This is a genomic window from Psychrobacter sp. 28M-43, from assembly GCF_014770435.1.
GTDB lineage: Bacteria > Pseudomonadota > Gammaproteobacteria > Pseudomonadales > Moraxellaceae > Psychrobacter.
In genome coordinates this window covers 1,905,986-1,932,522 of the sequence record NZ_CP061739.1, presented here as the reverse complement: position 1 = coordinate 1,932,522, position 26,537 = coordinate 1,905,986, and the positions used below count along the sequence as shown (strand labels likewise).

Sequence of the window (26,537 nt, the reverse complement as noted above, 5' to 3'; positions counted from 1 at the left end):
TGGCCTTACCGTGAACCGAAACCTGTAAGCGTGGTATGAATGGTTCTAAAGAAAATTAGCAAATCCAATGTAAATGATATGTGCTTTATATAATAAAAGTCATATTCGATTTTTAATTTAGTTTCTTCGGCACCAGTCGCATATCCTTGATTGACTTGAGCCCAACCAGATATGCCAGGTTTTACAATATGACGATAATTAAAGAAGGGAACTTGCTGTTCAAGTTTGAGGGCAAAATCAATAAACTCAGCCCTAGGACCAATCAAGCTCATCTCACCTTTGAGGACATTAATAAACTGAGGAAGCTCATCAATTCTCGTTCTACGGAGAAAATAACCAACTTTGGTAATACGGTCATCGTTATCAACGGTCAGGACTTCTTTAGCTTTCTCACGCATACTACGAAATTTATAGACTTTGATACTCTTACCTCGATGACCAACGCGTAACTGGGTATAAAAAACCTTGCCATTGTCTTCGAGTTTTATTGCTATCGCAGTGAATAGAAAAATGATGAGAGTCATCGGTAATAGCGCTAAGATAATCAGAAAGTCAAAACAATATTTGACCATCATATAGTTTTCACAAGGTAGCAATGAGCCAAGCTCGTTTTCATACATATGGTTGATTTTAACTCTACCAGTGAGTGATTCACGAATATGACGATGATGGTATACCGGAATGCCTTGCAAAGTCTGATGAGCGATGAACTCTTGCCAATCATCAGTCAAATCGTAACTATGAAGATCCGTTACTATGCCATTTACATGCTGACCTAAGTTGGTTGTATCTAGCTTTAACCAATCTGCAGAGGGCACTTGTTCTGGCATATTTATCGCTCTACCCACTGGAATATAAGCAAGAGTTTGAATGGTATAACGACGGTTAATTATATTAATAATGAAAAGATAACTCAGTAAGCATATGCCACTGATGCAGTAATAAATCAAAGAAAAAGAATACTTAGTCAATTCAGCAGGCACAAAAACTAAAGCAAACCAAAAAATAAATACAGGCAGTATATATGAACTCGAATTAATACCTGGAAACTGACGTATCAAGTTCAAAGTAAATAAAGTTAACGAAGTAAGCATACCACTTATGAGAATATTAAACGTGCTTGTCGTATTGAACCCTTGGTCTAAATAGCTCCAATCCAAGAACAAGTATGGGATCCAAGTGCATAGTAATAGTCCGATGAGTAGCTGAACAGGTAAAAACTTCAAAGACGCTAATATTCTTTTATTGAACATAAATGAATTCTTATTCATAGAGTGCTAAAAACAGTGAAAAACTCGACAAGTATAACTTATTATAGAAATAAAGAAACTGTAATTATTCAGTAACTTAAATCAGATGCTGAGGAGTAATTTTAAGGAAAATTAGAGTAAGTCTAACTTGAATGGTTTAAATCTACCAAACCCATTTCTTCCGTCATGAAAGCGTTCACTTTATGAACATCGTAGATATCTTCCGTTAATTTACGAGACTCTTTACCCATAGTAGTAATCAGCTCAAGATTTACCACAAACTTCTCCATAGCGGACGATAATTCATTCACGGTTTTAATAGGTACTAAGTAACCATTTAAGCCTTCAGTCACTGTCTCACGACAGCCTGGCGCATCCGTAGTAATAATAGGCCGACCCATAGCCATCGCTTCTAATACAGATCGCGATGTACCTTCTCTATATGAGGGCAGTACGTATACAGAACTGGCAGCAATAGCAGGTCTAACGTCGTCGAGTTTGCCCCAGTAGTTGATGATGCCGCTTGCTATCCATTCATCTAGCTGCACTTGATCAATTGCTGCTGGGTTTTCATCTATCCATCCCACTAAATGAAACTGGGCTGAAGGATATTGCTCTTTTATAATTTTGGCAGCCTCAGTATACTCAACGATACCTTTATCTTTGAGAAGGCGGGCGATAAGTAAAAAAGAAGGTATGATATTTCCAGATTCATTTGTAGGGAAGGGCAGTACATTAAAGTCGGCCACATCTACTCCTGAGCCATTGACTATCACAGCAGGTATACTAGATTTTAGTATCTGAAGTTTTTTAAATAGGTTTAAGTCGTCAGGATTTTGAAAAAATACTTTAGTCGATCTAGACAATGCCTGCTGATATAGACCATGTACTAACTTTTGGAATCCACTGCGTTTTCCAGATTCTTCAACTTCTTGAAAAGTATAACCAAGGCCTGATAACAGAACAAAACGCTTAGGTACTTTGGCAAGCCATGCTGCTAGAGTGCCATATATGATAGGTTTGATAGTGTAAGAAAGCATATAATCAGGCTGTATATCACGCAGTAATCGATAGGTAACTATCAGTGTCTTCATATCAGCAATAGGGTTTGTTCCCGTACGCTGCATAGGTACAGCATGTACGATATAACCTAAGGCAAGTAATGTATTATAATCTTTGGTATGTGAATCTATATCCGGTGCTAAGACGTGTACCTCGTAGCCTAGATTGGCTATTGCTTCTAATAGCTTACCTCGAAAGTTCAACACATGAGGTAAGTAGTTTGCATATATTAAAAATTTCACAGTATTTCACCTAACTGATTTGACTTGATATTGGGATTCATTACAAATATGAAGATATAAGACGTTATCATTTAAAAAGGAAACGTCTATTAGGCAAAAGTTGCTGGATATTACAGTCTGCACAAACAAATAATACGTAAATCATGACAAATGGATAGCGATAACGAACTGCAGTACCGTAATTAAATACTACCAAGCCATAGACAGACATGGACAATATCATAAATAAAAGCCAGAAAGCGAGCTTGTCTGGACTCTTTATCCAAGCATTGCGAGTAATTAGAAACAAAGTGCTTAGTACAAATAAATTCTCGAATGATTGAATGAAAGGCAGTAGGCCACGTGCTTCCCATATAAACGGTTTAGAGAGGAAGTATAGTCCTGAAGTAAGACCTTGAATGACAAAATCACCTATTCCAGATATCAATGTAATGTCTGCAATATCTCCTCCGTCCTCAAGATACATAGCTGCTCTATATTTATTGACCAAAGGAATAGCAATAGGAGCCGATAAAATAAGTCCAGTTAAACTAATAATACTGATGATTAGTGCTTTAGTTAGCCCCATGCCTTTCTGTGCAACACTAAAAATAAAATACATTAAAACGATAGGGCCTAGAATAAAAAAGTTCTGAAATTTAATAACATATATGGGGATAATACAAAGAATACTTCTGAATATCTTGGACTCTCGAGCAAAAACAATTGTCAGAATCATAAAAAAGAAAATTAGTGTCTCCCTTAAGCTTAAAGCTGTATAAAGCGCAGCACTCGGAAAAAGCAAATAAAACCATACAGTAAATTTTGTGAATATATTTTTGAAATAAAGTATGAAGAAGAGAATGATATAAAGCGCTGTGTTATAGAAACCTAAACTTATATAGGAAAAGGGTGCTGGAAAAGGTATTGCGGCTAGAAAAGCACTCGCCTGTAGAACATTTTGTCCGCTAAATAGAGCCTCTACAAAGCCTAGTTCACCATTTCTTATAGCATTTACGCCTTGCCAATACCTAAGTTGATCACCCATATAGTGAACGCTAAACAATACGTCATTCAATACAAATGGTAAGAAACAATGTAACACTAAGAGCAACTGATAATTTGTTGGAACCTTAAACTTGTATCCCAATATTATTATTAGTAGTAGGCATATAAGAAGAGCAGGTAAATCATATAGTCTAAGTGCTATAAAACTATAATTATTAATCAAATTCAGGTCTAACACTTATTCCTACCTCTACTTTTATAAAGTCTATTTTTAGACCAAAAAACTATTTAAAATCTTATTAATCTTAGGTAATTGGCTTTGTATAGAGTAGTTTTGCTCTACAGCATCTCTACCTGCCTCACCAAACTGTGCACGTAAATTTGGTGAGTTTATCAACTTGACTATAGTACTGCTCCAATCGGATTGCTCTTTGACAAGTAAACCAGATTTTGAATTTTCTATTATTTCGCGGTTCACTCCGACATCACTGGCAATGACTGGAACGCCACTCGCCATGTACTGAATGAGCTTATATCCGCACTTTCCTTTTTCCCAAGGCCCATCATGCAGGGGCATGATACCTATATCCATTAAACGAATTAGGTCAGCTTCTGTATTTTCATCCCAAGGATAAATGTCTACCTCTAATCCCTGGAGATCTTTTTTAATAGCATTCGTAGCACCAACTAAAAGTAAGCGAAACGAACACTGTCTATTAACTTCATATAGCATGGGTGCAATTTCAGTAATATACTTTTGAGTAGTGGGTGAACCAATCCAACCTATGGTTAAAAGATCTTTACTTACGTTTTCTTTGGTTTTATATTTCAAATGGTCGACTACAGTAGGTCTTAACTTTATGTTCTTAGCTCCTGAGCTTTTGGCTCTTGCTGCAAGATAGTTATTACCAGCCATAACACAGCTAGAATACTTCATGACTTTATCAATTTTCTTTTTAAGAAATAATTGTACTAGTTTGTTTTTTGAAAAATCATAATTGTGAAATATAGCATCATCGTAATCTACTATATATCTCACACCTATTGTGGCCAGCATTTTCTCGAAAAAAGCAGGAAAATAAGGAAATAACTCTTTTTCAATCCAGATAAGATCATATTGCTTTACCGTTAATAGCGTTAGAAAACGTTTGAAGTAATAGCGTGCGCTTGCCAACTTAAATCGATTACCGTTGTTATACAGGTTTTCAAGATAGGTATTGTCAAATAGGCTTTGAACGGTAAACTCAAAGCCACTAGTCTCAAGTAAAGGTAAAAACTGTAGCGTTCTTAATCGAGAACTTGCACCCATACGAGGATATTTGGTTAAAACCAGCACTTTCATTTTAAAACCTTTTTACAATATTCATGAAAAAAACGAGCAGTCACTTTTTATAGAGTAAAGTTATTGCTTTATAAACTTTACGATACTTCTCGGCACCTTTGTCTGCAGAGAAGTATTCTTCTGCAGCGTATCGACAACGTCTGCTCAATTCTTTATCTTGATAGAGCTCGTCAAGGTTGTCTAATGCTTGTTCTATAGATTTTTGACTGCCATCTTCAATAACCACACCTACTTGGTATTTCTCTATTAAGCTAGCCATATCACCAACACCACGGTTGCCGATCACAGGAATACCACAAGCTAAAAACTCTCCCATACGAGTTGGTGCAGAACCTAATTTGCTAATACCGGCTGTAAAATAAAGTAACCCTGTCTTTAAGTCAGTAATATTACTGGCTATGTCATTAGGGTTTGAGCTCATAATTTCTAATTTTGATTGCTGAAGACCGTATTTATTAGCCATTTCACGCAGTATTTTTTCTGAATCACGTGTGACAATTTTAAAGGTTGCGCTACTGTCTCTTTGTAATTGAGTTTTTAATGATAAGAATAACCAGTCTAAATGATACCATCCACTAATCACTGTACCCATCGTGCCGAGCTTCTCATGCTTATTTATAGGAGTATTAAGTTTGAATTTGTTTAAATCTACGCAAGTCGTTATCACAGAAAAATTCTGGTTTTTTAAGTGTGGCTGTTGCACCTGTAAGTAATCAACTGCAGCTTGGGTAAGACTAACCACATGTGCCGCATCTTTTAGTAGCTTGGACTCTAACCAGATTAGTATTCGATGAATCATACTACCTCGGCCTAAGCGTCCAGCATCGATCATCTCTTCTGGCCACAAAGCACGCATGTCGAAAACGAAAGGCACTTTAGTTGTTTTACCTACGAGCCATGCTGCTATCGCTGGTATGTAACTACGGCAATGTATCAACTGAGCTCTGTTAGAGTATGAGTATGACCAAGTGTAATAAATCAGTGCAGATAAGTCCCATAGGGTAGCTAATAATCTTGGCTTATGGTGATACGCTTTAGGCTGCCAGTTGATACCATAACTCTCACATTCTTGTTTTAAAGCCTTTACGTCATCAATATTATTGAGGTCTTCAGGTTTTTCAAAACTTATAATGGTAAATTGATATTCATCTGATAACCGCAATAGATAGGCTAAAATCTGTGAACGACCTAGTGGCTCCATCAGACCAGTGTAAGATAAGTATAGTATTTTTTTCTTAGTCATTTTTTACTAGTCTCTCAGGAAACATTATATCTAAATATTGGGAGGCAATTTTATCAACTGAAAAATCAGCAGCCCGCCTTTTTAAGCCCTCAACGTCGTGTTCCTCTTGCAAAGATTGCAGCATTGCTTGTGCTAAAGCATCAACATCATTTACAGGTACTAGTTTGCCATATTTGCCATCACATAAGATCTCTCTAGGACCAGATTTACAATCAGTGGAGACTACAGGAGTTCCAACGCTCATGGCTTCGACTAATACGTTACCGAAACCTTCATAGTCAGAAGATAATACAAATAGATCCGATTTTATATATTCAGCTGTAACATCTTTTTTGAAACCAAGAAATATGACATAGTTACTTAAATTTAATTCTTGAACTAACGCTTCTAAGTCTGTTCTCAAAGGACCGTCACCCAGGATGACTAATTCTACATCAATAATATGCGCAATTTTTGCAAATGCCTTTATTAACAAACTTTGATTTTTTTGAGTTTTGAATGAACCAACATTAATAACTCTTAGACGTTCAGTTTTGGGCTTAGTGAGAAACTCGTTTTCTGAATGTATTAAAACAGGATTGTAAATCACGTCTATTTTACAATTTTTCAGACCTGAAAAATGTTTGATATCTTCTGATACACCCTTGGAGACTGCTAAACGAATATCTGCTAATGGATAGAAATATTTTATACTTTTAGCTAGAATAGCTTTTTTTAGCCTATTAAACCCAGCTGTTGACAGGGATAAAGTATTGTGGTCGCTAACTATTACCGATCCATTACAACTAGATAAACGGAACGCAAGTATACCAATAACAGTCAATGGCCACATTACTGTTATGAACGCGTCTGGTTTATTTTTTTTTAAATAAGAAATTAAAGGAATAAATGACTGACGTATTCTTTTCTTATCCAAATCTATAATATGGACTTCTTTATCAAGACTATCTAATAACTCACCACACTCTTGGATCAAAATAATATCAACTTCAAATCCTCTCTTTACAAAAGCATTAGAGAGATTAACGAATACTCTTTCAGCACCACCCCCTTTTAGATTTGGAAGGAATATTGCAATTTTTTTCATCTCATAGCCACCTGTTTTGCAGGGACACCTGCAACTATCGATCTTGATAAAACTGATTTATTTACTAAAGCATGCGCTGCCACTACTGCACCTTCACCTACATGCACGCCTCTCAAAACTGTAGACTTAGCTGCAAGCCAAACATTATTTTCTATATGAATTGGCGCTGTCTTAAAACCAGAAGAATTAATAGGATCACTATCTATGTTATGATCTTGATCACGAATAACCACATATTCAGCAATTAGTACATTATTACCAATATATATATTATCCTTAGCCACGATTAAGGTTCCATCTCCAATATGGGTATCATCACCAATATATATTTCTCCAAATTGAGCAACAATTCTCACATTATATCCAAAGCTCACATTTTTACCTATTTTAATAATACCATCATCAGTACAGGCGAGATTAACAGGGCCTGACATAGAGAAGCTTCCTTCAAAAGATATCCCCTCTTTGAAAAACATACAGGATATAAACATTTTGTGAGCAAGAAATTTAGCATTAATTTTCTTGGATAGAGAACCTATTTTCCTAAGTAATTTCATGTTAGTAAGAACGCTTTTTCTTATAGAAGTTTTCTAATAAAGTATCTGTTAAAACATCAGGTAAAAATGTCATCAAGGTAGAAGTCATAAACTTAAAGTTAGCTATGTACTTAGGTTGTAATCTTATAGCCTGAATCGCCAGTTTCCTTCCTTTTCTATATTCCCGTTTATTTATCATCATTTCCATAGCCTTAATTTTTTTAAGCATCGCTATACGTGGTTTTCTCAATAATTTTATGTTCTGAGGTAAGTCATCTCGCTCAAAAAATTCAGTTAAATAGCGTAAATTCTCTTCATACATTAAGTCGGTGATCTTTCCTGTGTTGCCAATATGATCACGCATTACACCCACTACCTCATCAACATAATCAAAATCAAAGCTTAAAGAGAGTTTCAAATAGATTGCTTCGCCTTCTGCGGTATAAGATTCATCGAATGGATATTTTTGAAAGCAATTGCGTCTAAATAATGGAGTGATTGGGTAAATGAAATTACCATTCGATATTAGAGGCTCTGTAATTTTACCTTTATACATATGATAAGCGGTTTCAACCAACTCTGAAGATCCATCATTGTTTTCAAAAAACCGTGCTCCTTTACCATATACTACTCCAACATTCTTATGAACTTGACTAAATTTTTCTATTTGTAACTGCACCTTATTGGGCAGCAGCCAATCATCTGATGGTAATAAACCAATAAATTCACCTTTTGCTAATTTCAGGGCTTTGTTTACTGTCGCACTTTGGCGAAGGTTGATTTCATTAAAAATAATTTGGATATTTTGATGATTTGAGTACTTCATTAAAACTTCTTTAGTGTTATCTTTGGAACCGTCATCAATAATAATCAACTCTATAGGTTCATATGTTTGTTTCAAAACACTTTCTATAGCTTGCTCAATATACAGTGCATGATTGTACGATGGAATGATATAAGTAACTAAAGGATTTTTTTTCATCGTTTTACCTTAAAATCTTTTGTAATAATGGCTGTAAATAATTCCGAAATTCATGTTGCCTATAAGATATAAAAAACCAAGTCAATAAAGCCAAAACACTAATAATAATTTTGGTGACAAAGCCACTAAACAAGAAATTACCAAATGCTGCAGTTGCTACTAGAGAGATTGCTAAAAAAAAGCTCCATAAAAAACTATAACTTGGCCAAACCTGCAATTTCCAAGCTACAACGGATAAAACCAGTAAGCAATTAATAATCTGTGAAAATAAGTAGGCTATACCAATACCAACAAGGCCAAACTTATTTATAAAGATAATTGCCGTTAAACCATAACAAATAGCCCAAGCTATGTAGCAACTGTTATAAGCTAGAAACTCTTCTTTTACTAATAATGGAAGACCAAATGTTTCAGCAGTAATACGCAGTAGATCTGCTGGAAGAAAAAACAGCAAAAGCAGTGCTGCAGGTAAAAATTCTTTGCTAAAAAGTAAACTGATTACCCACTCGCTACCAGCCATAATACCAACAATTAATGGTGGTAATAAATAGAAATAAAACCGACAGGTATGGTTTACATTATCGCGTAAATTCTTAGTGTTACGACTTTTGGATAGTAACGGGAAATAATAGCTTGAAGCATTAGCATAAACTGCCCCTAAGTATAAGGTTGCCACTTTGAAAGCAACGGCAAAGAAACCATTAGACTGTTCGCCTAACTCAGCTATGATATATCTTGATATAAAAATCATTAACAGCATATTTAATGAAACTAATAGTAACCCACTTATACCAAACCTAAAATTTATTACAATGTCTTGCCAAGAAAATACTGAAAACTTTGGAAATAAGTTTATTTCATATTTTTTATAAAAATAGTAAGTATTACCTAATAATTTTAATACCTGATAAAAAACAAAAGCAGCTACAGCGCCTTTAATTTCTCCAAAATATAACAATATAGAGAATGGTAGTAAGCTAAAAATATCAACAATAACCTGAGCTTTAACAATAAGTTTAATTGACATAGATGCGCTGAGCATTGCTTGGTAAGTATTTGCTAATACCGCAAAGGGGATAGCTAATAATACTAAAATTACAAGTGTAGATTTTTTACCTAAATCCGCAAATAAATAGTTAGAAACTGTATTTGCAAATAAACATACAATTATCGTAATAATAATTGAAAAAAGTGAAAGAAAAATAAAGATACTGGCATAATGTTGTATAACGGCTTCAGTATCATTATCATCGATACTCTGACTTACTTTTTTAATAATACCATTGCGAAAACCTAAGCTAGCAATAGTGAACATTAAATTGAACAGATATGTTAACTGTGAGTAAATACCAACACCTGCAGCACCTAAAAACACAGCCATTAACTTGCCTTTAATTACTTGCGTAAAGGTACCGATAAAGCTAGCACTGGTTAAATAGGCAAAACCCTTGCCTAGAGACAAATTCATAACCGACTTCTCAGTATTTTAGCGGGGACTCCACCTGCAATACTGTATGCAGGTATATCTTTATTTACAACACTATTAGCTGCAATAATACAGCCGTCGCCAATAGTTACACCTTTTGTCACAACAACACCTGTTCCCAACCAAACATCATTGCCAATAACAACGGGTTCTTGACGATAGCCCTGATCTTTAATAGCAATTGATGTGTCTGCGAATTCATGATCTACATCCAAGATATAACAGTAAGGTGCAAACATACAATTAGCACCTATTTTTACAGACTGTGTACAAGCAATAATAGTGTATTCATTTAAAGTAGTATTATCGCCGATAATTAATTTTCCGTTGCCACTAATTAACACACCTGAACGAAAAGTAACTTTATTACCTAATAAAATTTCAGTACGGCCTCTAAGACGAACATTTCTAGCTAAGCTACCTTTAGTACCTGATTCATAAAAACGCCAACGATTTAATTCAAAACGCATACGGTTTATATACGGTAAAGTATCAATAAGAAAATAATTGATTTCCCTAACAATATTAGAAAACATGCTAATTACCTTTAAATAGATTGATTTTGGTAACAATATCTAGGGTCTGCTTTGTGGTTATAACCGGGCTTATTGGCAAACTCAACACTTGGTCATGGATTATCTCAGTTATCGGATAGTTAAGGGTCTCCCACTGGCTATAAGCGTGCTGCTTATGTGGTGGTAACGGATAATGAATTAACGATTGGACATCGTGATCTAATAAGTACTGCTGCAATTCATTACGTTGGTTAGTACGAATAACAAAAAGATGAAATACGTGCGACTGTTCGTTTTGCCAATCAGGTAAAGTAATACTCGGATGATTTATACCCTCTATATAAGCTTTTGCAACAGCGCGACGAGCTGCAATATCCTTATCTATATGACGAAGCTTAACGCGTAGCATAGCAGCTTGAATTTCATCGAGTCGACTATTAACTCCCTGATACAGGTTTTCATACTTTTTGTGACTGCCATAATTTCCTAAAGCACGTATTACTTGGGCTAATTCATCATCACTCGTAGTAACAGCACCCGCATCACCTAAAGCGCCCAAGTTTTTGCCTGGGTAAAAGCTAAAACCGCTTGCATCACCCCAACTACCTGCTTTTTTACCGTTGATGCTAGCACCATGTGCTTGCGCTGAGTCTTCGAGCACTAGCAAACTATGACGTTTAGCTATAGCCATAATAGCTGGCATATCCGCTAACTGACCGTATAGATGCACAGGTAAAATAACACGGGTTTTTTCAGTAATTGCTGCTTCTACATTTTTTGGACATAAGTTGTAGGTTACTAAATCTGGTTCAACCAATACTGGCACTAAACGGTTTTCAGTAATAGCAAGGATACTGGCAATATAAGTATTAGCAGGGACAATAACTTCATCACCTTCTTGAAGCTTACCCATCTCTTTCCATGCCCGCAGCGTTAGCGTTAAAGCGTCAAGACCATTGGCGACACCAATAGTGTGCTTAGTGGCACAATAAGCAGAAAATTCCTGTTCAAAAGCTTTTACCTCTGTACCTTGCACGTACCAGCCAGAATCAATAACACGGGTAGCAGCAGCAACTAACTCGTCACGGTATTGAGCATTAGTAGTTTTAAGATCTAAGAAGGGAGTCATTTTATATACCTAATAACTTTTGCTGGATTACCAACGACAACTGCATAATCTGGAACATTTTTAGTGACTACTGCACCAGCACCAACCATAGCGCCTTCGCCTATAGTAACTCCTGGGAGTAACGTTGCATTCGCGCCAATACTTGAATTTTTTTTCAATATAATACCTGAAAAGCTATCAGGGTACTGTTTAGAACGTGGCATCAAATCATTGGTTAAAGTTGCGTTTGGACCAAGGAACACATTATCTTCAATGCGTGTACCATCCCAAATATATACACCAGACTTTATTGTTACATTATTGCCAATAGTTACATCACCTTCGATGAGTGTATGTGCGCAGATATTACAATCGTCACCAATTTTAGCGTTTTCAAGAATGACAGAATATTGCCAAACTCTGGTGCCTTTACCTATTTGGCAAGATGCAACATCTGCTAAATGATGTATGAAACTCATAATCTAACCTGCTTTAAAAAACTACCATAATCTCGGATATAATCATTTTCATCATAGTGCTCACTAGCAAGTACTAGTAATACGCAATCCTCACTAAAGTCATGCATCTCTCGCCAAACTAGATCGTTAATCAACAAACCTTTAGTTGGAGAATCCAACCATACCTCTTCACGATTTTCGCCATTGTCAAGAATCATGCGACATTTACCAGTAACACATATAGCGACTTGTTTAAGATTCTTATGAGCGTGAAAACCACGTGCAACACTTTTTTGAGTGGCAAAAATATAGTAAACACGTTTAATTGCAAAAGGTACTGTCTTCTCAGATTCCAAAGCTACTAAAGAGCCACGTTCATCGCCTAATGGAGGGAAGCTAACGAAATTCAATAGACTCATACCCACTCCTGAACTGTATAAGAAAAAGAAGACGATTCTTTATCTTTTTGGCTAATTCTAATAGATGTATGAGAGGGCCAATCAATCGATAAGTCAGAATCATTCCACATGATAGCTCGTTCAGATTCTTTATTATAATAATCTGTAGTTTTATAAAGAAAATGCGTATTTTCCTTTAACGCTATAAAACCATGGGCAAACCCTTCAGGTATCCATAACATGTGATTATTTTCACTAGTAAGTTCAGCACTGACCCACTTACCAAAGGTTGGTGAGTCTTTGCGAATATCTACTGCGACATCGAAAGCGGCACCTTGAGTAACGCGTACAAGCTTACCTTGTGCATGTGGCGCTGCCTGATAGTGCAATCCACGCAAGACGCCTTTACTTGAGCAAGAGTGATTATCCTGTACAAAAGGACGAGGGACTGGTAAACCTAATTTGATAAGCTCTTGGTGGAAGCGTTGCTCATTAAAGCTTTCCATGAACCAGCCACGCTCATCAGTGAAGACCGTTGGTTCAATCAAGACGACATCAGGAATGTCAGTTTGAATTAATTTCACTTTATTTCTCGTTCAGAAGATTAAAGAGATACTGGCCATAGCCTGTTTTTTTAAACTTCTCAGCTTGGTCACGAAGGGTATCGTTAGAGATCCAGCCATTGTTCCATGCGATTTCTTCTAAACACGCAACTTTTAAACCTTGACGCTGCTCGATAGTATGCACAAAATGACCTGCTTCCAATAACGATTCATGTGTACCTGTATCTAACCAAGCAAAACCACGACCCAATAGCTCAACTTGTAGCTGCTCATCATCTAAGTAGCGTTGATTGATATCAGTAATCTCGAGTTCACCGCGGTGCGAAGGTGATAGGGACTTAGCAATCTCAATGATACGATTATCGTAGAAATATAATCCAGTAACGGCATAGTTAGATTTAGGCTGAACAGGTTTTTCCTCAATACTTAGAGCGAAACCGTTTTTATCAAAATCGACCACACCGAAGCGTTCTGGATCAGCAACATGATAACCGAATACGGTCGCACCCTGATCTTGTGCAGCAGCAGCTTTAAGCTTAGAGGAAAAATTCTGGCCATAGAAGATATTATCTCCTAACACTAAACATACACTACCGTCACCAATGAAATCTTCACCAATAACGAATGCTTGAGCCAATCCATCAGGGCTAGGTTGCTCAGCATATTCTATGTTAATCCCAAACTGACTACCATTACCTAGCATTTTTTCAAAGTTAGGCAGGTCTTCAGGAGTAGAGATAAGTAGAATGTCTTGAATGCCGGCTAACATTAATACCGACAATGGATAATAAATCATTGGTTTATCATATATAGGGAGTAACTGCTTAGATACTCCCATCGTGATAGGATGCAAACGAGTACCAGAACCACCAGCTAAAATAATACCTTTACGCTTTGTCATATTACATTCTCAATAGTTGTTAGTTTCATTAAGCATTCTGATCACGCCATCTTGCCACTGCGGCAACGCCAGATTAAAATTATTACAAAATTTTGTAGTATCAAGTCTTGAATTGAGCGGACGTTTTGCAGGAGTAGGATACTCTAAAGTAGTTATTGGTTTTATCTCGTTTACCAACAGTTCTTTGCCCATAGTTCGAGCGTATTCAATGACCAAATTAGCATACTCATACCAAGTAGTTTTTCCGCTGGCAGATAAATGATATAAACCTAAAAGTTGGGGATTATAAACCGCTTGATATATAGAATGAGCCGTACAATCCGCTAACAATGCTGCACTAGTTGGAGCACCCATTTGATCATTAATTATCGATAATGATTGACGCTCGCTCGATAATCGCAGCATCGTTTTAGCAAAATTATTACCTTTGTTGCCATATACCCAACTGGTGCGGAATATGAGATATTTGCAACCACTAGCTTGTATAGACTGCTCTCCAACAAGCTTACTTTGACCATACTGGTTAAGAGGTTCTGGATCGTCATTTTCATTCCAAGGAGCTTTACCTTTACCACTAAACACATAGTCGGTAGAGTAATGGACTAGTAAAGCGTTTATTCTTTTGGCCTCTTGAGCTAATAGCTCTGGTGCTTGTGCATTAATTAGCTGTACAAGCTCAGGTTCATTTTCAGCTTTATCCACTGCTGTATAAGCTGCTGCGTTGACAATAATATCCGGTTTCACAGCATTGATAGTATTACGTAGACCTTCTAAATCAGATAAATTTCCGCATAAATCTTCGGATCCTGAGCGATCAAGTGCAATCAATGTACCTAGTAGTGAAAGAGTACGTTGAAGCTCCCAACCTAGCTGACCACTTTTACCAAATAGTAGTATTTTCATTCTGTAGTGCCTAGTCTTTCACGTTGATAACTACCATCTTGCACGCGGCGGCACCATTCTAAATTTTCTAAGTACCATTCAATCGTTTTACGTATACCTGTTTCAAAACTTTCTTCTGGTATCCAGCCTAAATCATTGGCAATCTTACTAGCATCGATAGCATAACGTAAATCATGGCCTGGACGGTCTTTGACGAAAGTAATCAGTGACTCATATGCTTGTGCGTCAACTTTTGGTTGTAACTCATCTAATATCTGACAAATGGTCTTAACCACTTCGATGTTTTGCTTTTCGTTATGACCACCAATATTATAAGTTTCACCCACTTTACCCTTAGTGACTACTTTATATAGAGCGCGGGCATGGTCGTCTACAAACAACCAGTCGCGGATTTGATCACCTTTACCGTAAATAGGTAATGGCTTACCGTCTAAAGCATTGAGTATAACTAAAGGAATAAGCTTTTCAGGGAAATGGTATGGGCCATAATTGTTGGAGCAATTAGTTATAAGAGTTGGTAGTCCATAAGTACGCTGCCATGCACGCACTAAATGGTCTGAGCTTGCTTTACTTGCAGAATAAGGTGAGCTTGGTGCGTAAGGTGTAGACTCAGTGAATAAATCAGTCGTACCTTCTAGATCACCATAAACCTCATCAGTAGAAATATGATGAAATTTAAACTGAGATTTTTCTGCCTCACCAAGATTTTGCCAATAATGACGTGCAGCTTCTAGTAAATTGTAAGTACCGACGATATTAGTATTGATAAATTCAGCAGGTCCGTCAATAGATCTATCTACATGAGACTCTGCAGCCAAATGCATAACCAGGTTAGGCTTAAAGCTAGTAAAGGCTTGTTTCAGTGACTCTGCGTCACAGATATCGATCTGTCGAAACTCGTATCGTGGGCTACCATCAATCATTTTGAGAGACTCTAGATTGCCTGCATAAGTTAGTTTGTCGACGTTTAGTACTTGATCATCAGTTTTATCTATAATATGGCGTATAACAGCAGAACCGATAAAACCGGCACCACCTGTAATTAATATTTTCATATAAATTCTACTTTGTAATTAACTTCGTATTCACATACCAAGGCATCGCTTTTTCAATACCCTGAACAATATCGAACTGAGGTGCATAGCCTAGTGCGTTTTGTATCTTGCTGATATCTGCCTGACTATGACGTACATCACCTGCACGGAAGTCTCTATATACTGCATCCTGAGTATAACTGACACCATTGATGGCTAAATTTTCTTGTAGCGCTGTGAATAATGTGTTCAATGTCGTACGGCCACCGACCGCCACGTTATATACCTCATTTTTCGCGTCGTCAGTAGCAGTCGCTGCTAAGATATTAGCCTGTACCGCGTTTTCGATGAAGTTAAAGTCGCGGCTGGTGTCACCATCACCATTGATGAATACTTCCTCGCCCGTGATCATAGCTGCCGTCCACTTAGGAATCACGGCTGCATAGGCACCATCAGGCGTTTGACGCTTACCAAAGATATTGAAGTAACGCAGACCGATCGTATTAAAGCCATAAGTACGGGCAAACACATCGGCATACAGCTCATTGACGTATTTAGTCACTGCATAAGGGGATAGAGGATTACCAATATTGCCTTCTATTTTAGGCAGGGCAGGATGATCGCCATACGTTGAGCTACTGGCAGCATAAGTGAAGCTCGCAACCTCTGCATCACGTGCAGCTACCAACATATTCAAGAAACCAGAAATATTGGTATCATTAGTCGCGATAGGGTCAGCGATAGAGCGTGGTACTGATCCCAGTGCGGCTTGATGAAGGATGTAGTCTACGTCTATACAGGCGGTATAGCAGTCGTCTAGCTTACGAATATCACCTTCTATAAAGCTAAAGTTTTGCCATTGCTCAGCCGTTACCAGTGATTGCACCTCATCTAAGTTATGCTGAAAGCCAGTTGCAAAGTTATCCAAGCCTACGACCTTTTGATTAAGTAGTAGCAAGGTTTCGAGTAAGTTGGATCCTATAAAACCGGCTACGCCAGTCACTAACCATGTCTTTGGTGCGTTTACCAGTTCTTGCTTCACTTTCTCATACGTCGTCTGTGTTGGTACTGAACTCTCTGCTTTTAAATTCATAGGGCTGCTCTTAATAGTGATGGCTCTCATTTATTGTTAACCAAGTTATAGACGGATATCAGTCTCATCTGTAGCAAATACATATTTAAGATCGTAGAGCACATGATCGTCTTTACCTAAGGCGCGAATACTGTCTATACCCATTTGGATAAACTGATGATGGGCAACGGCTAAGATAATACCATCATACTGATTGGCGATAGGCTCACTAACTGGCGTAATATTGTATTCACGCTGGGCTTCGTTGTTGTCTACCCAAGGGTCGTAGACATCGACGTCGATATTATACTCTTGTAGCTCATGAACGATATCAATGACCTTAGTATTTCGAACATCCGGGCAGTTTTCTTTAAAGCTAAGTCCTAATATGAGCACTTTTGCGCCTTCAACTTGAATGCGCTTTTTGATCATCGTTTTGACCAGTTGCGTTACTACATACTCACCCATACTGTCATTTAAGCGACGACCAGCCAAGATGATCTCAGGGTTGTAGCCTATGGCTTGAGCTTTATGGGTTAGGTAGTAAGGATCAACACCGATACAGTGACCACCGACTAGGCCAGGGCGAAAGGGTAAAAAGTTCCACTTAGTACCGGCAGCGGTCAACACTGCTTCGGTATCGATATTCATCTTATTGAAGATAACGGCCAACTCGTTAATCAAGGCAATATTGACATCTCTTTGCGTATTTTCAATGACCTTTGCCGCTTCTGCTACTTTGATACTCGGGGCTTTGTGCGTACCTGCGGTAATGATTAAGTTGTATACCTCATCGACAAAGTCGGCTACCTCTGGCGTAGAGCCTGCGGTGACCTTCAATATATTAGTCACTCGATGCTTTTTGTCACCTGGATTGATACGCTCAGGGCTGTAACCTGCAAAAAAGTCCTGATTGAAAGTAAGTCCAGAGATATTTTCTAATACTGGAATACACACTTCCTCAGTCGCACCAGGGTATACCGTAGACTCGTAGACTACGATATCATCTTTGTTAAGCAAGCCACCTATAGCTGTAGATGCTTTTATTAATGGGGTAAGGTCTGGTTGCTTATACGCATCGATAGGGGTTGGTACTGTTACAATATAAAAGTTACAGTCTTGCAGCTCAGTGATGTCTGAGCTAAAGCTCAAATGCGCGGCTTGAGCCAACTCTTCCTTGCTAACTTCTAACGTATGATCTACACCTGATATTAGATCAGCAATACGATTACTATTAATATCAAAACCTATTGTAGTAACTTTTCTACCAAACTCGACTGCAAGTGGTAATCCAACATAGCCAAGACCAATAATGGCTATTTTAATATCATTAATGTTTATCATAGTGCCTTTTTAAACCATGTTGTTTTGAGTGACAGTCTTCTAATCAGCATGTTTTTACATAATGCCTCTTTAAATAGAAGGCTACTGGTTAAAACTTATAATCAGTGTGGTAGCTATTTATTATTACCATAAGCGTAGCTATAGTGATAACTGTATTTATTCATCACACCTTGTTGTACATCATTCATGATAATTCCATCAACACGCACATGATCTTTAGTCAACTGGCCTATTGCATAGACTAGCTGTCTCTCTACTGAATGCTCATATCTAGTCACCATTAGTAGTTTATCAGCATACTCTGACAAGATAATAGCATCTGATGCCGCTAGTATCGGTGGAGAGTCGATTATAATATAATCGTAATGCTGATTTAGATTTGACATCAGCTCACTCAACTTTTTACTAGCGAGGAGAGTGGTTGGCTGTGTTGGAGGTTGACCTCTAGGTATAAAATCAATATTGTCCATACCAGTAGGCTGCACGAATTTAGCAATTCTATCACTTGTTTGCTCTGTATTATCTTTATTTGACAAATAATCAGCTAAACCGAAGTCCCCTTCTATATTAAAGGTTCTGTGCAGCTCACCCATACGCATGTCAGCATCTATAATCAAAACCTTTTTATTAAGTTGTGCAAATACTTCTGATAAATTGGCAGAGATAAAGGATTTCCCAATACCAGGGCTTTCGCCTGAAATGAGTATAACTTTAGCTCGTTTGCCCGTTTTCCCTTGTTCAGGCATACCAAACATGAGATGAGTTCGTAAGCTTTTTATAGCCTCATAACTCAAGCTGTTACGATCAGCATAAGCCAGTAAACGATTAGGTGCTTTTCTGTTTTTAGCTAGTCTTGTCAATAAAGGAGAACGTGGAATAGTGGCAATCACAGGCACACCAGTTTTAGACTCCAAACGATCTGGATCCTTAACCGTATTCCTAAGCAAGCTTCTAAGGAATACTACCATGACCCCTAGTAAAATACCCGACAGTATTGAGAGCATTATAATTAGCTGCTTCTTCGGTGCAATAGTGCGATAAGTACTAATAGGCATGTCAACAACACGTGCAAAACCTATCTGGCCTGCTTTTACGATTTTTAACTGCTCATAGTTTTTGAGCATAGTGAGATAAATTTCTCTATTTATCTCTGTATCTGCGGATAATTTCAAAAACTCTCTTTGAGTTCTAGGGAGTTTTTCAATATCATTTTTAATTTCTTGCTTTCTATTATTTAGAACCTTAAGTTGGTCATTTATTTGAAGAACTAATGGATGCTCTTCAGTATAGTACGTGGTTAAATCTGCTTTCTTTAATTTTAATTCATTAATTTGTGAGTCAATTTGTGAGCTTTCTGCCACTAGCAGTCCAGACTCTTGACTAATATCAATACTACCAGACCTTTCGCGGAAGTCATTGAATATAGCCTCAGACGCTTCTAGCTTTTGCTTAAGCAATGGTATTTGTGTTTCCATAAAACTAAGTGTCTTAGTCGTCTCTTCAGATCCACGAGATTTATTTTTAGCAATATAAGAATCAATTACTTTCTTAAGTATCAAGGTGATTTGTTCTTGGTTTGAGCCAATCATAGATAGTTGAATGATACCAGTTTTACTACCGAGCTCGGCGACTGTCAGAGCACCACTTATAGCATCTGTTGTATTCTGAAGGGACTGCTTAGCGATAGTTATAGGGTGGTTATCATCAGGTAAATCATTAACAGTGATTTGAATAATACCATCTGTACCTCTGAAATAATTTACCTTATTTAATTGACCTTTAAAGTCATCAAAACCATTACTAAGCGTAAAGCTATTATCAGTATCAGATTTGGATAAGGTAAAAGACTTATCTAAGTAAGCCTGTGAGACATCGAACTGACTAATCTGTACCTGCCCGTCAGCAGTTTTTAGCTCTACACCTTCTACCGTATTCACTTGAGTATGAGTTTGATTGCTTCTTATTCTATCTAAAGAGTTTATTGAAGGATCACTCAAGCGGATGCTCAAATGAAGCAAGTCGACTACTGGCTTCAATATCATACGCGACTTAATTAATAACGCCTCTGTTTCAGCTGGGCTTACTTCAGTTGAAACGAGGTCAGAGATATTTGTACCGAGTGCCGAAACACCTTGTGATGTAGTATCGATCTGAACGAGAGCGTCTGATTTATAAGTAGGGTTTTCATATCTGCTATATAGTACTCCTATGATTAACCCTAATACTGCAAAAAAAAGCAAGGTTTTCCAGCCTCGTAGCACAACGAAAACTAAAGCTAGTAAGTCGATATCATTGCTATCTTTTTCGGCAGTAGACTTTGATAAGTTGTTTGAATCTGTATTCATAAGTATTCACTATTTAACTAATTTTATTAAACCATGGACTCAAACTGTCAATAATATCTTGTTTGGCAGCCTCAAATGCTAACTTATCATGTCCATAGGGGTCAGCAATATCTTTATCAATCCAGTAGCCAATTCTGAATGTTTTTCCACGACAGTGTGGCCACTTATCCTCAACCCATTTGCTTTGACTGGTTGACATAGTCAAAATCAAATCTGCTTTCACTGTTAACTCTTCATTAATTTGCTTGGCAATATGTTTGTTCATGCTTGAATTAATTACGGGACTAAATGCGGACATCGTATTCAGGGCGTTTGAGTCAGCCCCATGCCCCACAACAGCTGATAAACCTGCTGAATCAATATGTTTATTTGGATATTTATCTATCAAAAGAGCCGCAGCTATTGGGCTACGGCATATATTTCCCACACAAAGTACTAAAATATTATTAAATTCCATAATGCTAACGCCTTTTATAAGCCTGAAACAGATCTAATTGCCGATGAGGAAGGCAGTAAAGAGCTGATAACACGATTCCAGCGAGTTAAGCCAGTAGGATCAACGTAGACAATATCATTAGGAAGCATTTCAAAACGATTAGCTAAAGAGAAGCTCGTAATTGATCGCATATCGACATAGTAGATATTAGTCATCGGATAATCAGTATTGTCACGAACAACATATACTTTAGCTGCATCAGCAGTGTTAGAGTTCAGACCATTGGACTCACCTAATACTTGCGCTAAACTTAGGCCTTGCTCCTGTATAGAGACAGGTTCTACTTTGCCAAACTCACCTAAGACATATATCTTATTACGGCTCTGACTATTTACATGAATTGAATCACCGTCTTTTATGTATATTTGATTGGCTGATGACCCCATTTCTCGTAATGTTTGTAAACCGATGTTGTAGCTAACGCCGTTACGATTTAATACTATACTGTTAGAGTCACCAGTTGGCGTTGCTCCGCCCGCCATAGAAATAGCGCTATATAAAGAAACTGGTGTATCTGCAATGCTAAATTGACCAGGCTTACTTACTTCACCGTCAATAAAAAACTTGTTGCCACGATAATCAGTAACTTTTACTTGCGGGTCTGGATATTTGAGATAACGCTGTAATTGGCTACTTAGATTCGCAGTAAATTGTGGCACACTCATGCCACTGGCTTTAATACGCCCTATTAATGGAAACTGAATGAATCCTTGCTGATCAACCGGATAGCCTGTAGACCCTGCAGCAGTAATATCAGGATATCCGACCAAGGTAATACTCAAGACATCTGCTTGAGCTATACGATAGTCTAATCGGCTAGAGCTTCTAATTAGTTGTGATATATTATTATCAGGGCGACTTATAATCTGTTTAGAAGGTAAGTTTGCTAAACTGAGTGGCTGAATATCAAACTGAATACCATTATCCGCTTGGAAGACACCACTAGGAGGTAAGTCGCCAGCTTGCAGACCAGTATTTATGCTCGTGCAACCTGTAGTTAACCCGATGATAAACGTTAAGGCAACAGTAATAGACAGTGATTGCCGAGTTTTCGAAAGAATCATGACAATTTTTACCTTGATTAAATAGTGATGCAACGAACATTTGAATTTTTAAAATTAAAAGTCAGCAGTCTAGCACACTAAGCTATCTATTTAGTAGCTTAGTGTATGTTAAATATTTACATAGTTCTTATCTATCAAAAGGGACATTAAATATATTTTTTATAGAAATTAAACAGAAAGGATGGTTAATTTTAATATTATACATATCTTTGCAAATAAATCTAACGCATGTAACACAGTACTTTGAGGTAGAGTAGCCTAATTATTACCTAATATTGTGTCGAATTATTTGATAGAAATTATTGTTAATAATACGGTCTTTATATACTAGAATATTCTTTCTAAATAAGTCTATCTCGTCGTAAAGACTTACTGATAATGAAAATCTGATGTTGTTAACGACAATCAAGGTTAAAGTTAAATTCTAGCAAAAATTATACTTAACACTATCTATTTTAGGCTTATCTATAAGGGTTATTTGGACTTAATAAGTAATAATTATTTAGACTGTTTGCACTTATACCAGAGTTAAAAATAGACGATGAGAAAATATTTTTAATATATTGTAAGCTAAAACAGTCCAAAATTTAATGTATTTTTGATGGATATTAACTGGACTAAGTGTTTACCTACCACATCAAGTCATCTGGAATCACATAAGCGGCATACGGATCGTCTTCTGCCAATGCTTCTTCAGCAGTGTCGTTTGACACAACCATAAAGCCTTCCATTTTTGAATCAATTCGATCAGCCAATGGACGAGGCAATAGTGCGTAGCTCTCTTCCAAACGTGCGATAACCACATGACCGGCCACGATTTGGTCGTACAGTTTCTGAGTAATAGTGATTTTCTTTACTTTGGACTCATCGACAAACTGATAGCTAACCTCACCTTCTGTCTCAGTAATCTGATGCTGTTTAATCATTTGGACGATATTGGCCTTTAATGCTTTCTCTTCCAATACGCGCTGTTTTTCTTGATTAAGCTTTTGATCCTTTTCTAGCTTTTGAGCTTGCGCCTCTGCTAATGCTTTTTTTGCTTCGACGCTCTCTGAATCACCAGTACGCTTGGCATGTTGCGTTTGCTTGCTGATCTTCTTGGCCTTTTTGCTATCAACCAATCCAGCCTTTAATAATTGAGCCTGTAGGGCGTTTTTTGCCATAATCCAATCACCTAAATAACGATACCGAAATCATAAATGCTAAAAAATACATTGTAGCAAACTTTGCTAGCGCATGTGGTTAGACGACGGTAAGACTTTATATATAGCTAGGTATCAGTCTGCGGTGAGCCATGCACGATGCTGTCAGTAACAAATTGCAATTATTGCAAAAGGGTCGCACACATCGCTGGATGAAGCCGTGTAAATTGGTTATTATCAAGTGAAGGGGTAAATTTACTTGATAAGATAATTTTTGAAAGTTAACTATCATCAGGTAAATGAAATATACCCCAGTCAGAGTACATAAGCCAAACAGCATAAACTAAAGAGTATAAAACAGAGAACATAAACCAAAGAGCATAGCTTGGTCAGATCTAACAAGCTGTATAGGAATAAATGATTAATTTAAGGACAGATTATGACAACATCACAGCACATTTTAGCCTGTATTGACGGCTCGGCAGTGACTGAATCGGTTTGTGACTATGCAGCATGGTATGCCAGTAAACTAAACCTACCTGTTGGGTTATTGCATGTCAGTGACATACCAGCATCGACCAGGCGGGATTTATCAGGTGCTATAGGCATAAATAGCCGTCAGTTTTTATTAGAAGAGTTGTCCCAGTTAGATGAGCAAAGAGCAAAAGTCGTCAACAGCTATAGTAATGCATTGGTACAAGATGCAAAAAGCCACATTCAAAGCAGTTTCGCTGATGTCAATGTTCGCGTTTATCAACGCCACGGCAAACTGCTTCCTAGCATTGAGCATTTCAAAGAAGAAAATCGTGCGATTGTGATGGGACGCCGTGGAGAAGATCATAAGAACAGTCGGATTAATATTGGTAGTCAAATCGAGACAGTCGCTCGTGGGTCAGATATTCCTATATTGATTTGCTCAGAGAAATTTGAAGAGCCAAGCTCGTATATGATTGCCTTTGATGGTAGTAAAACCTCTATTAAAGCAGCACGAATGGTGTCAAAAAGTCCACTATTAAAAGGTCTAAAAGGCCATATCGTGATGGTAGGCAATCATAACGACGCCGCCAAGCAAAGTATGAGCGCCGCCGCCGCACAGTTAGAAGATGCTGGGTTTGTCGTTGAAGCACATCACTTATCTGCTTCTGATGCGGTGGACGGATTGTTAAAATTTCAGGTAGAGAACAATGTCGACATTATGGTGGTGGGTGCGTACGGACATTCGAAATGGCAGCAACTGTTTCTCGGAAGTACAACGACAGAAATTATCGCTAGCACGTTATCGCCGGTCATTCTAGTGCGGTAATAACGTCATATATTTATGTTTATCGTCTAGGGCGTGTCCTCAGTTTTATATTGTGGGTACGCCCTAATCATTTAATATCTTTGGAATACTTTATGCTTATCAATGCAGATTTTTCACAACGTGCTTCACTGACTCCTGAAGCACATCAATGGATTAAATCACCACAAAACGGTGTAGAGCGTGTCATGCTTGATCGTGTGGGCGCGGAGAAGGCTCGTGCTACCAGTCTTGTGCGTTACGCGCCAAACTCTTACTTTCCGCATCATTTACATCCAGGTGGCGAAGAGATTTTGGTATTGTCAGGCACTTTTTCTGCAGATGACACTCATTATCCAGCAGGTTGGTATCTACGTAACCCACCGTCTTCAGGTCATCGGCCTTATAGTGATGAAGGTGCTGTCATTTTTGTCAAGTTACGGCAAATGTCGTCTGACGAAACGCAGCACGTGGCTATCGACACTTATAATGATGATAATTGGCAGCAACAAGGCAACCGTACTATCTGCCCGCTTTTTTTCGATGGGGTAGAGCACGTTAGTCTACAGCGTATCGATGCAGGCGAGTTGCTATTCACTGAGACAATCCATGGCGGTGCAGAAATATTAGTTGTAGCAGGCGAGCTAATAGAGGGTAAACAGGTATATCAGCAGGATAGTTGGATACGCATGCAGATAGATGCAAATGTACAAATAAAAGCAGGGGTGGAGGGTGCGACCATATACTTAAAAACTGGCCACCTCAACCATGTCATCGGTTTAAACATTGAAGATGCGTGAATAGTACTTGTTAATTGTATAGACAAAATATAAAAATAATTTGGTACTTCTAGTTCTTAGTCATGACGTACCAAACTATCTTTTCATAAAATTAATATATCATAAGCAATGCTCGTTTTTGTGTGAACTTCATCAAAAAAAGATATCAAATATCATCTTTTCTTATTTATCTTCGAAAAATTCTGACTTTCTAAATAGCTTTTTTTAAAAAATTAGCCTAAGCAATTAAATAGAATGCTTTTAAACAGCGCTTTTGGCTAATATTGTCTTTTTACCATCAAAAATTCTATTTATTTTCATAATAAATGAGAATGAATATTATTTATATTACTTATTTATTCCTTGTTTCTATCTTAAAATATTAATAATTCCTTAAAAGAAGTAACGTTAAAATAGGCTTTAATACATATCTATTGGCTTGATATTGAAAATAAATATATTAATGTTTACATATTATCTATCAAAAACTTAACTAACGATAAGGTTATAAATAGAAAACGTTTTTATAAAATTGTTGAATGTAAACGAAGTCGGTTATAAACCTTGGAAGGAAGTAGTTATCAACTATATTGTTTCATTTAGCTAATAAGTTAGACGGTATTGTTAATTAAATATTAATTATATAATTAATGTGGATTTTTCATTAATAATATAAACAGAATATAGGAAAAGGCTTTATTCCCTATATAATCAGCATCTTGTTTTCATAATAATCATTTATATTTAAAAATATGAGTACATTTACATTTGTATAAAGATAAATCCATTGATTTATTGTTTTATAAAGTTAGTATTAACGTTAGGTCAAGAAAATATACTTATTGTAAGTATCTAATAGATAGGGTAAATAATTGATACTAGATTTATTAATTGACCGTAATTGCTTGTTCGTAACTGA

General features: G+C 37.2%; 23 protein-coding genes and 2 pseudogenes. 2 read left to right on the top strand and 23 right to left on the bottom strand.

Annotated features, from left to right (window positions below; translation table 11 throughout):
- Positions 1–5: 5 nt before the first annotated feature.
- From IEE84_RS08020 to IEE84_RS07910, 23 genes and pseudogenes are all read right to left on the bottom strand, one after another.
- A complete protein-coding gene (locus tag IEE84_RS08020; protein ID WP_224737691.1) occupies positions 6–1,271 on the bottom strand; it encodes a sugar transferase in 1,266 nt (421 codons plus the stop codon).
- A gap of 122 nt (positions 1,272–1,393) precedes the next feature.
- Positions 1,394–2,554 carry a glycosyltransferase family 4 protein gene (locus IEE84_RS08015; protein ID WP_191113792.1) on the bottom strand — a complete coding sequence of 387 codons (1,161 nt, stop codon included), beginning with the start codon at positions 2,552–2,554 and terminating at the stop codon, positions 1,394–1,396.
- Between the two features lie 67 nt (positions 2,555–2,621).
- Positions 2,622–3,581 (bottom strand): hypothetical protein, encoded by a 960-nt coding sequence (locus IEE84_RS08010; RefSeq protein WP_224737690.1) that lies wholly within the window; start codon positions 3,579–3,581, stop codon positions 2,622–2,624.
- A 231-nt stretch (positions 3,582–3,812) separates the two neighbouring features.
- Positions 3,813–4,883, bottom strand: a complete 1,071-nt coding sequence (locus tag IEE84_RS08005; RefSeq protein ID WP_191113790.1) for a glycosyltransferase family 4 protein — start codon at positions 4,881–4,883, stop codon at positions 3,813–3,815.
- A gap of 40 nt (positions 4,884–4,923) precedes the next feature.
- Positions 4,924–6,126, bottom strand: a complete 1,203-nt coding sequence (locus tag IEE84_RS08000) for a glycosyltransferase (RefSeq protein WP_191113789.1) — start codon at positions 6,124–6,126, stop codon at positions 4,924–4,926.
- Positions 6,119–7,213: a glycosyltransferase gene (locus IEE84_RS07995; protein WP_191113788.1), complete on the bottom strand. Its 1,095-nt coding sequence runs from the start codon at positions 7,211–7,213 to the stop codon at positions 6,119–6,121. Before IEE84_RS07995 ends, IEE84_RS08000 begins: the two co-directional genes overlap by 8 nt.
- Positions 7,210–7,647, bottom strand: coding sequence for an acyltransferase (locus IEE84_RS07990; protein WP_191113787.1), 438 nt, complete (start codon positions 7,645–7,647; stop codon positions 7,210–7,212). The genes IEE84_RS07995 and IEE84_RS07990 overlap by 4 nt, the downstream gene beginning before the upstream one ends.
- Positions 7,648–7,771: 124 nt before the next feature.
- Positions 7,772–8,731, bottom strand: coding sequence for a glycosyltransferase family 2 protein (locus IEE84_RS07985; protein WP_191113786.1), 960 nt, complete (start codon positions 8,729–8,731; stop codon positions 7,772–7,774).
- Between the two features lie 4 nt (positions 8,732–8,735).
- Positions 8,736–10,199 (bottom strand): oligosaccharide flippase family protein, encoded by a 1,464-nt coding sequence (locus tag IEE84_RS07980; protein ID WP_191113785.1) that lies wholly within the window; start codon positions 10,197–10,199, stop codon positions 8,736–8,738.
- 2 nt (positions 10,200–10,201) lie between these two features.
- Positions 10,202–10,360: pseudogene (locus IEE84_RS13270) on the bottom strand (DapH/DapD/GlmU-related protein); the annotation flags it as partial.
- Between the two features lie 394 nt (positions 10,361–10,754).
- Positions 10,755–11,861 (bottom strand): DegT/DnrJ/EryC1/StrS family aminotransferase, encoded by a 1,107-nt coding sequence (locus IEE84_RS07970; RefSeq protein ID WP_191113783.1) that lies wholly within the window; start codon positions 11,859–11,861, stop codon positions 10,755–10,757.
- A 5-nt stretch (positions 11,862–11,866) separates the two neighbouring features.
- Positions 11,867–12,319, bottom strand: a pseudogene (locus tag IEE84_RS13225) (acyltransferase); the annotation flags it as partial.
- Complete coding sequence (locus IEE84_RS13220) at positions 12,316–12,717, bottom strand: sugar 3,4-ketoisomerase (RefSeq protein ID WP_191113781.1); 402 nt, start codon at positions 12,715–12,717, stop codon at positions 12,316–12,318. The gene IEE84_RS13220 and the pseudogene IEE84_RS13225, both read right to left, overlap by 4 nt.
- Complete coding sequence (rfbC, locus tag IEE84_RS07955; protein WP_191113780.1) at positions 12,714–13,280, bottom strand: dTDP-4-dehydrorhamnose 3,5-epimerase; 567 nt, start codon at positions 13,278–13,280, stop codon at positions 12,714–12,716. Before rfbC ends, IEE84_RS13220 begins: the two co-directional genes overlap by 4 nt.
- A gap of 1 nt (position 13,281) precedes the next feature.
- Complete coding sequence (gene rfbA, locus IEE84_RS07950) at positions 13,282–14,160, bottom strand: glucose-1-phosphate thymidylyltransferase RfbA (RefSeq protein ID WP_191113779.1); 879 nt, start codon at positions 14,158–14,160, stop codon at positions 13,282–13,284.
- A gap of 9 nt (positions 14,161–14,169) precedes the next feature.
- On the bottom strand, positions 14,170–15,063 hold the full coding sequence (gene rfbD, locus IEE84_RS07945; RefSeq protein WP_191113778.1) for a dTDP-4-dehydrorhamnose reductase: 894 nt from the start codon (positions 15,061–15,063) through the stop codon (positions 14,170–14,172).
- On the bottom strand, positions 15,060–16,118 hold the full coding sequence (gene rfbB / locus IEE84_RS07940) for a dTDP-glucose 4,6-dehydratase (protein ID WP_191113777.1): 1,059 nt from the start codon (positions 16,116–16,118) through the stop codon (positions 15,060–15,062). Before rfbB ends, rfbD begins: the two co-directional genes overlap by 4 nt.
- 7 nt (positions 16,119–16,125) lie before the next feature.
- The gene (locus tag IEE84_RS07935) at positions 16,126–17,190 is read right to left on the bottom strand and encodes an NAD-dependent epimerase/dehydratase family protein (RefSeq protein WP_191113776.1); all 1,065 of its coding nucleotides are present in this window, start codon (positions 17,188–17,190) and stop codon (positions 16,126–16,128) included.
- Positions 17,191–17,235: 45 nt separating this feature from the next.
- Positions 17,236–18,513, bottom strand: coding sequence for a Vi polysaccharide biosynthesis UDP-N-acetylglucosamine C-6 dehydrogenase TviB (tviB, locus tag IEE84_RS07930; protein ID WP_191113775.1), 1,278 nt, complete (start codon positions 18,511–18,513; stop codon positions 17,236–17,238).
- 113 nt (positions 18,514–18,626) lie between these two features.
- A complete protein-coding gene (locus tag IEE84_RS07925) occupies positions 18,627–20,858 on the bottom strand; it encodes a polysaccharide biosynthesis tyrosine autokinase (protein WP_191113774.1) in 2,232 nt (743 codons plus the stop codon).
- Between the two features lie 13 nt (positions 20,859–20,871).
- Positions 20,872–21,315 carry an arsenate reductase/protein-tyrosine-phosphatase family protein gene (locus IEE84_RS07920; protein ID WP_191113773.1) on the bottom strand — a complete coding sequence of 148 codons (444 nt, stop codon included), beginning with the start codon at positions 21,313–21,315 and terminating at the stop codon, positions 20,872–20,874.
- Positions 21,316–21,329: 14 nt separating this feature from the next.
- A complete protein-coding gene (locus IEE84_RS07915) occupies positions 21,330–22,418 on the bottom strand; it encodes a polysaccharide biosynthesis/export family protein (RefSeq protein WP_191113772.1) in 1,089 nt (362 codons plus the stop codon).
- Between the two features lie 629 nt (positions 22,419–23,047).
- Positions 23,048–23,581, bottom strand: coding sequence for a DUF2058 domain-containing protein (locus IEE84_RS07910; protein WP_191113771.1), 534 nt, complete (start codon positions 23,579–23,581; stop codon positions 23,048–23,050).
- Between the two features lie 418 nt (positions 23,582–23,999).
- On the opposite strand from IEE84_RS07910, the gene IEE84_RS07905 reads away from it, so the two are divergent.
- Positions 24,000–24,863 carry a universal stress protein gene (locus IEE84_RS07905; RefSeq protein ID WP_191113770.1) on the top strand — a complete coding sequence of 288 codons (864 nt, stop codon included), beginning with the start codon at positions 24,000–24,002 and terminating at the stop codon, positions 24,861–24,863.
- Positions 24,864–24,955: 92 nt separating this feature from the next.
- The gene (locus tag IEE84_RS07900) at positions 24,956–25,639 is read left to right on the top strand and encodes a cupin domain-containing protein (RefSeq protein WP_191113769.1); all 684 of its coding nucleotides are present in this window, start codon (positions 24,956–24,958) and stop codon (positions 25,637–25,639) included.
- The last annotated feature ends 898 nt before the right edge of the window (positions 25,640–26,537 follow it).

Bases quoted from the DNA above. Each gene is read 5' to 3' on its own strand.
- IEE84_RS08020 (WP_224737691.1), bottom strand. From the start codon at position 1,271: ATGAATAAGAATTCATTTATGTTCAATAAAAGAATATTAGCGTCTTTG.
- IEE84_RS08010 (WP_224737690.1), bottom strand. From the start codon at position 3,581: ATGGGTGATCAACTTAGGTATTGGCAAGGCGTAAATGCTATAAGAAAT.
- IEE84_RS08005 (WP_191113790.1), bottom strand. From the start codon at position 4,883: ATGAAAGTGCTGGTTTTAACCAAATATCCTCGTATGGGTGCAAGTTCT.
- IEE84_RS08000 (WP_191113789.1), bottom strand. From the start codon at position 6,126: ATGACTAAGAAAAAAATACTATACTTATCTTACACTGGTCTGATGGAG.
- IEE84_RS07995 (WP_191113788.1), bottom strand. From the start codon at position 7,213: ATGAAAAAAATTGCAATATTCCTTCCAAATCTAAAAGGGGGTGGTGCT.
- IEE84_RS07990 (WP_191113787.1), bottom strand. From the start codon at position 7,647: ATGTCAGGCCCTGTTAATCTCGCCTGTACTGATGATGGTATTATTAAA.
- IEE84_RS07985 (WP_191113786.1), bottom strand. From the start codon at position 8,731: ATGAAAAAAAATCCTTTAGTTACTTATATCATTCCATCGTACAATCAT.
- IEE84_RS07980 (WP_191113785.1), bottom strand. From the start codon at position 10,199: ATGAATTTGTCTCTAGGCAAGGGTTTTGCCTATTTAACCAGTGCTAGC.
- IEE84_RS07970 (WP_191113783.1), bottom strand. From the start codon at position 11,861: ATGACTCCCTTCTTAGATCTTAAAACTACTAATGCTCAATACCGTGAC.
- IEE84_RS13220 (WP_191113781.1), bottom strand. From the start codon at position 12,717: ATGAGTCTATTGAATTTCGTTAGCTTCCCTCCATTAGGCGATGAACGT.
- rfbA (WP_191113779.1), bottom strand. From the start codon at position 14,160: ATGACAAAGCGTAAAGGTATTATTTTAGCTGGTGGTTCTGGTACTCGT.
- rfbD (WP_191113778.1), bottom strand. From the start codon at position 15,063: ATGAAAATACTACTATTTGGTAAAAGTGGTCAGCTAGGTTGGGAGCTT.
- rfbB (WP_191113777.1), bottom strand. From the start codon at position 16,118: ATGAAAATATTAATTACAGGTGGTGCCGGTTTTATCGGTTCTGCTGTT.
- IEE84_RS07935 (WP_191113776.1), bottom strand. From the start codon at position 17,190: ATGAATTTAAAAGCAGAGAGTTCAGTACCAACACAGACGACGTATGAG.
- tviB (WP_191113775.1), bottom strand. From the start codon at position 18,513: ATGATAAACATTAATGATATTAAAATAGCCATTATTGGTCTTGGCTAT.
- IEE84_RS07925 (WP_191113774.1), bottom strand. From the start codon at position 20,858: ATGAATACAGATTCAAACAACTTATCAAAGTCTACTGCCGAAAAAGAT.
- IEE84_RS07920 (WP_191113773.1), bottom strand. From the start codon at position 21,315: ATGGAATTTAATAATATTTTAGTACTTTGTGTGGGAAATATATGCCGT.
- IEE84_RS07915 (WP_191113772.1), bottom strand. From the start codon at position 22,418: ATGATTCTTTCGAAAACTCGGCAATCACTGTCTATTACTGTTGCCTTA.
- IEE84_RS07910 (WP_191113771.1), bottom strand. From the start codon at position 23,581: ATGGCAAAAAACGCCCTACAGGCTCAATTATTAAAGGCTGGATTGGTT.
- IEE84_RS07905 (WP_191113770.1), top strand. From the start codon at position 24,000: ATGACAACATCACAGCACATTTTAGCCTGTATTGACGGCTCGGCAGTG.
- IEE84_RS07900 (WP_191113769.1), top strand. From the start codon at position 24,956: ATGCTTATCAATGCAGATTTTTCACAACGTGCTTCACTGACTCCTGAA.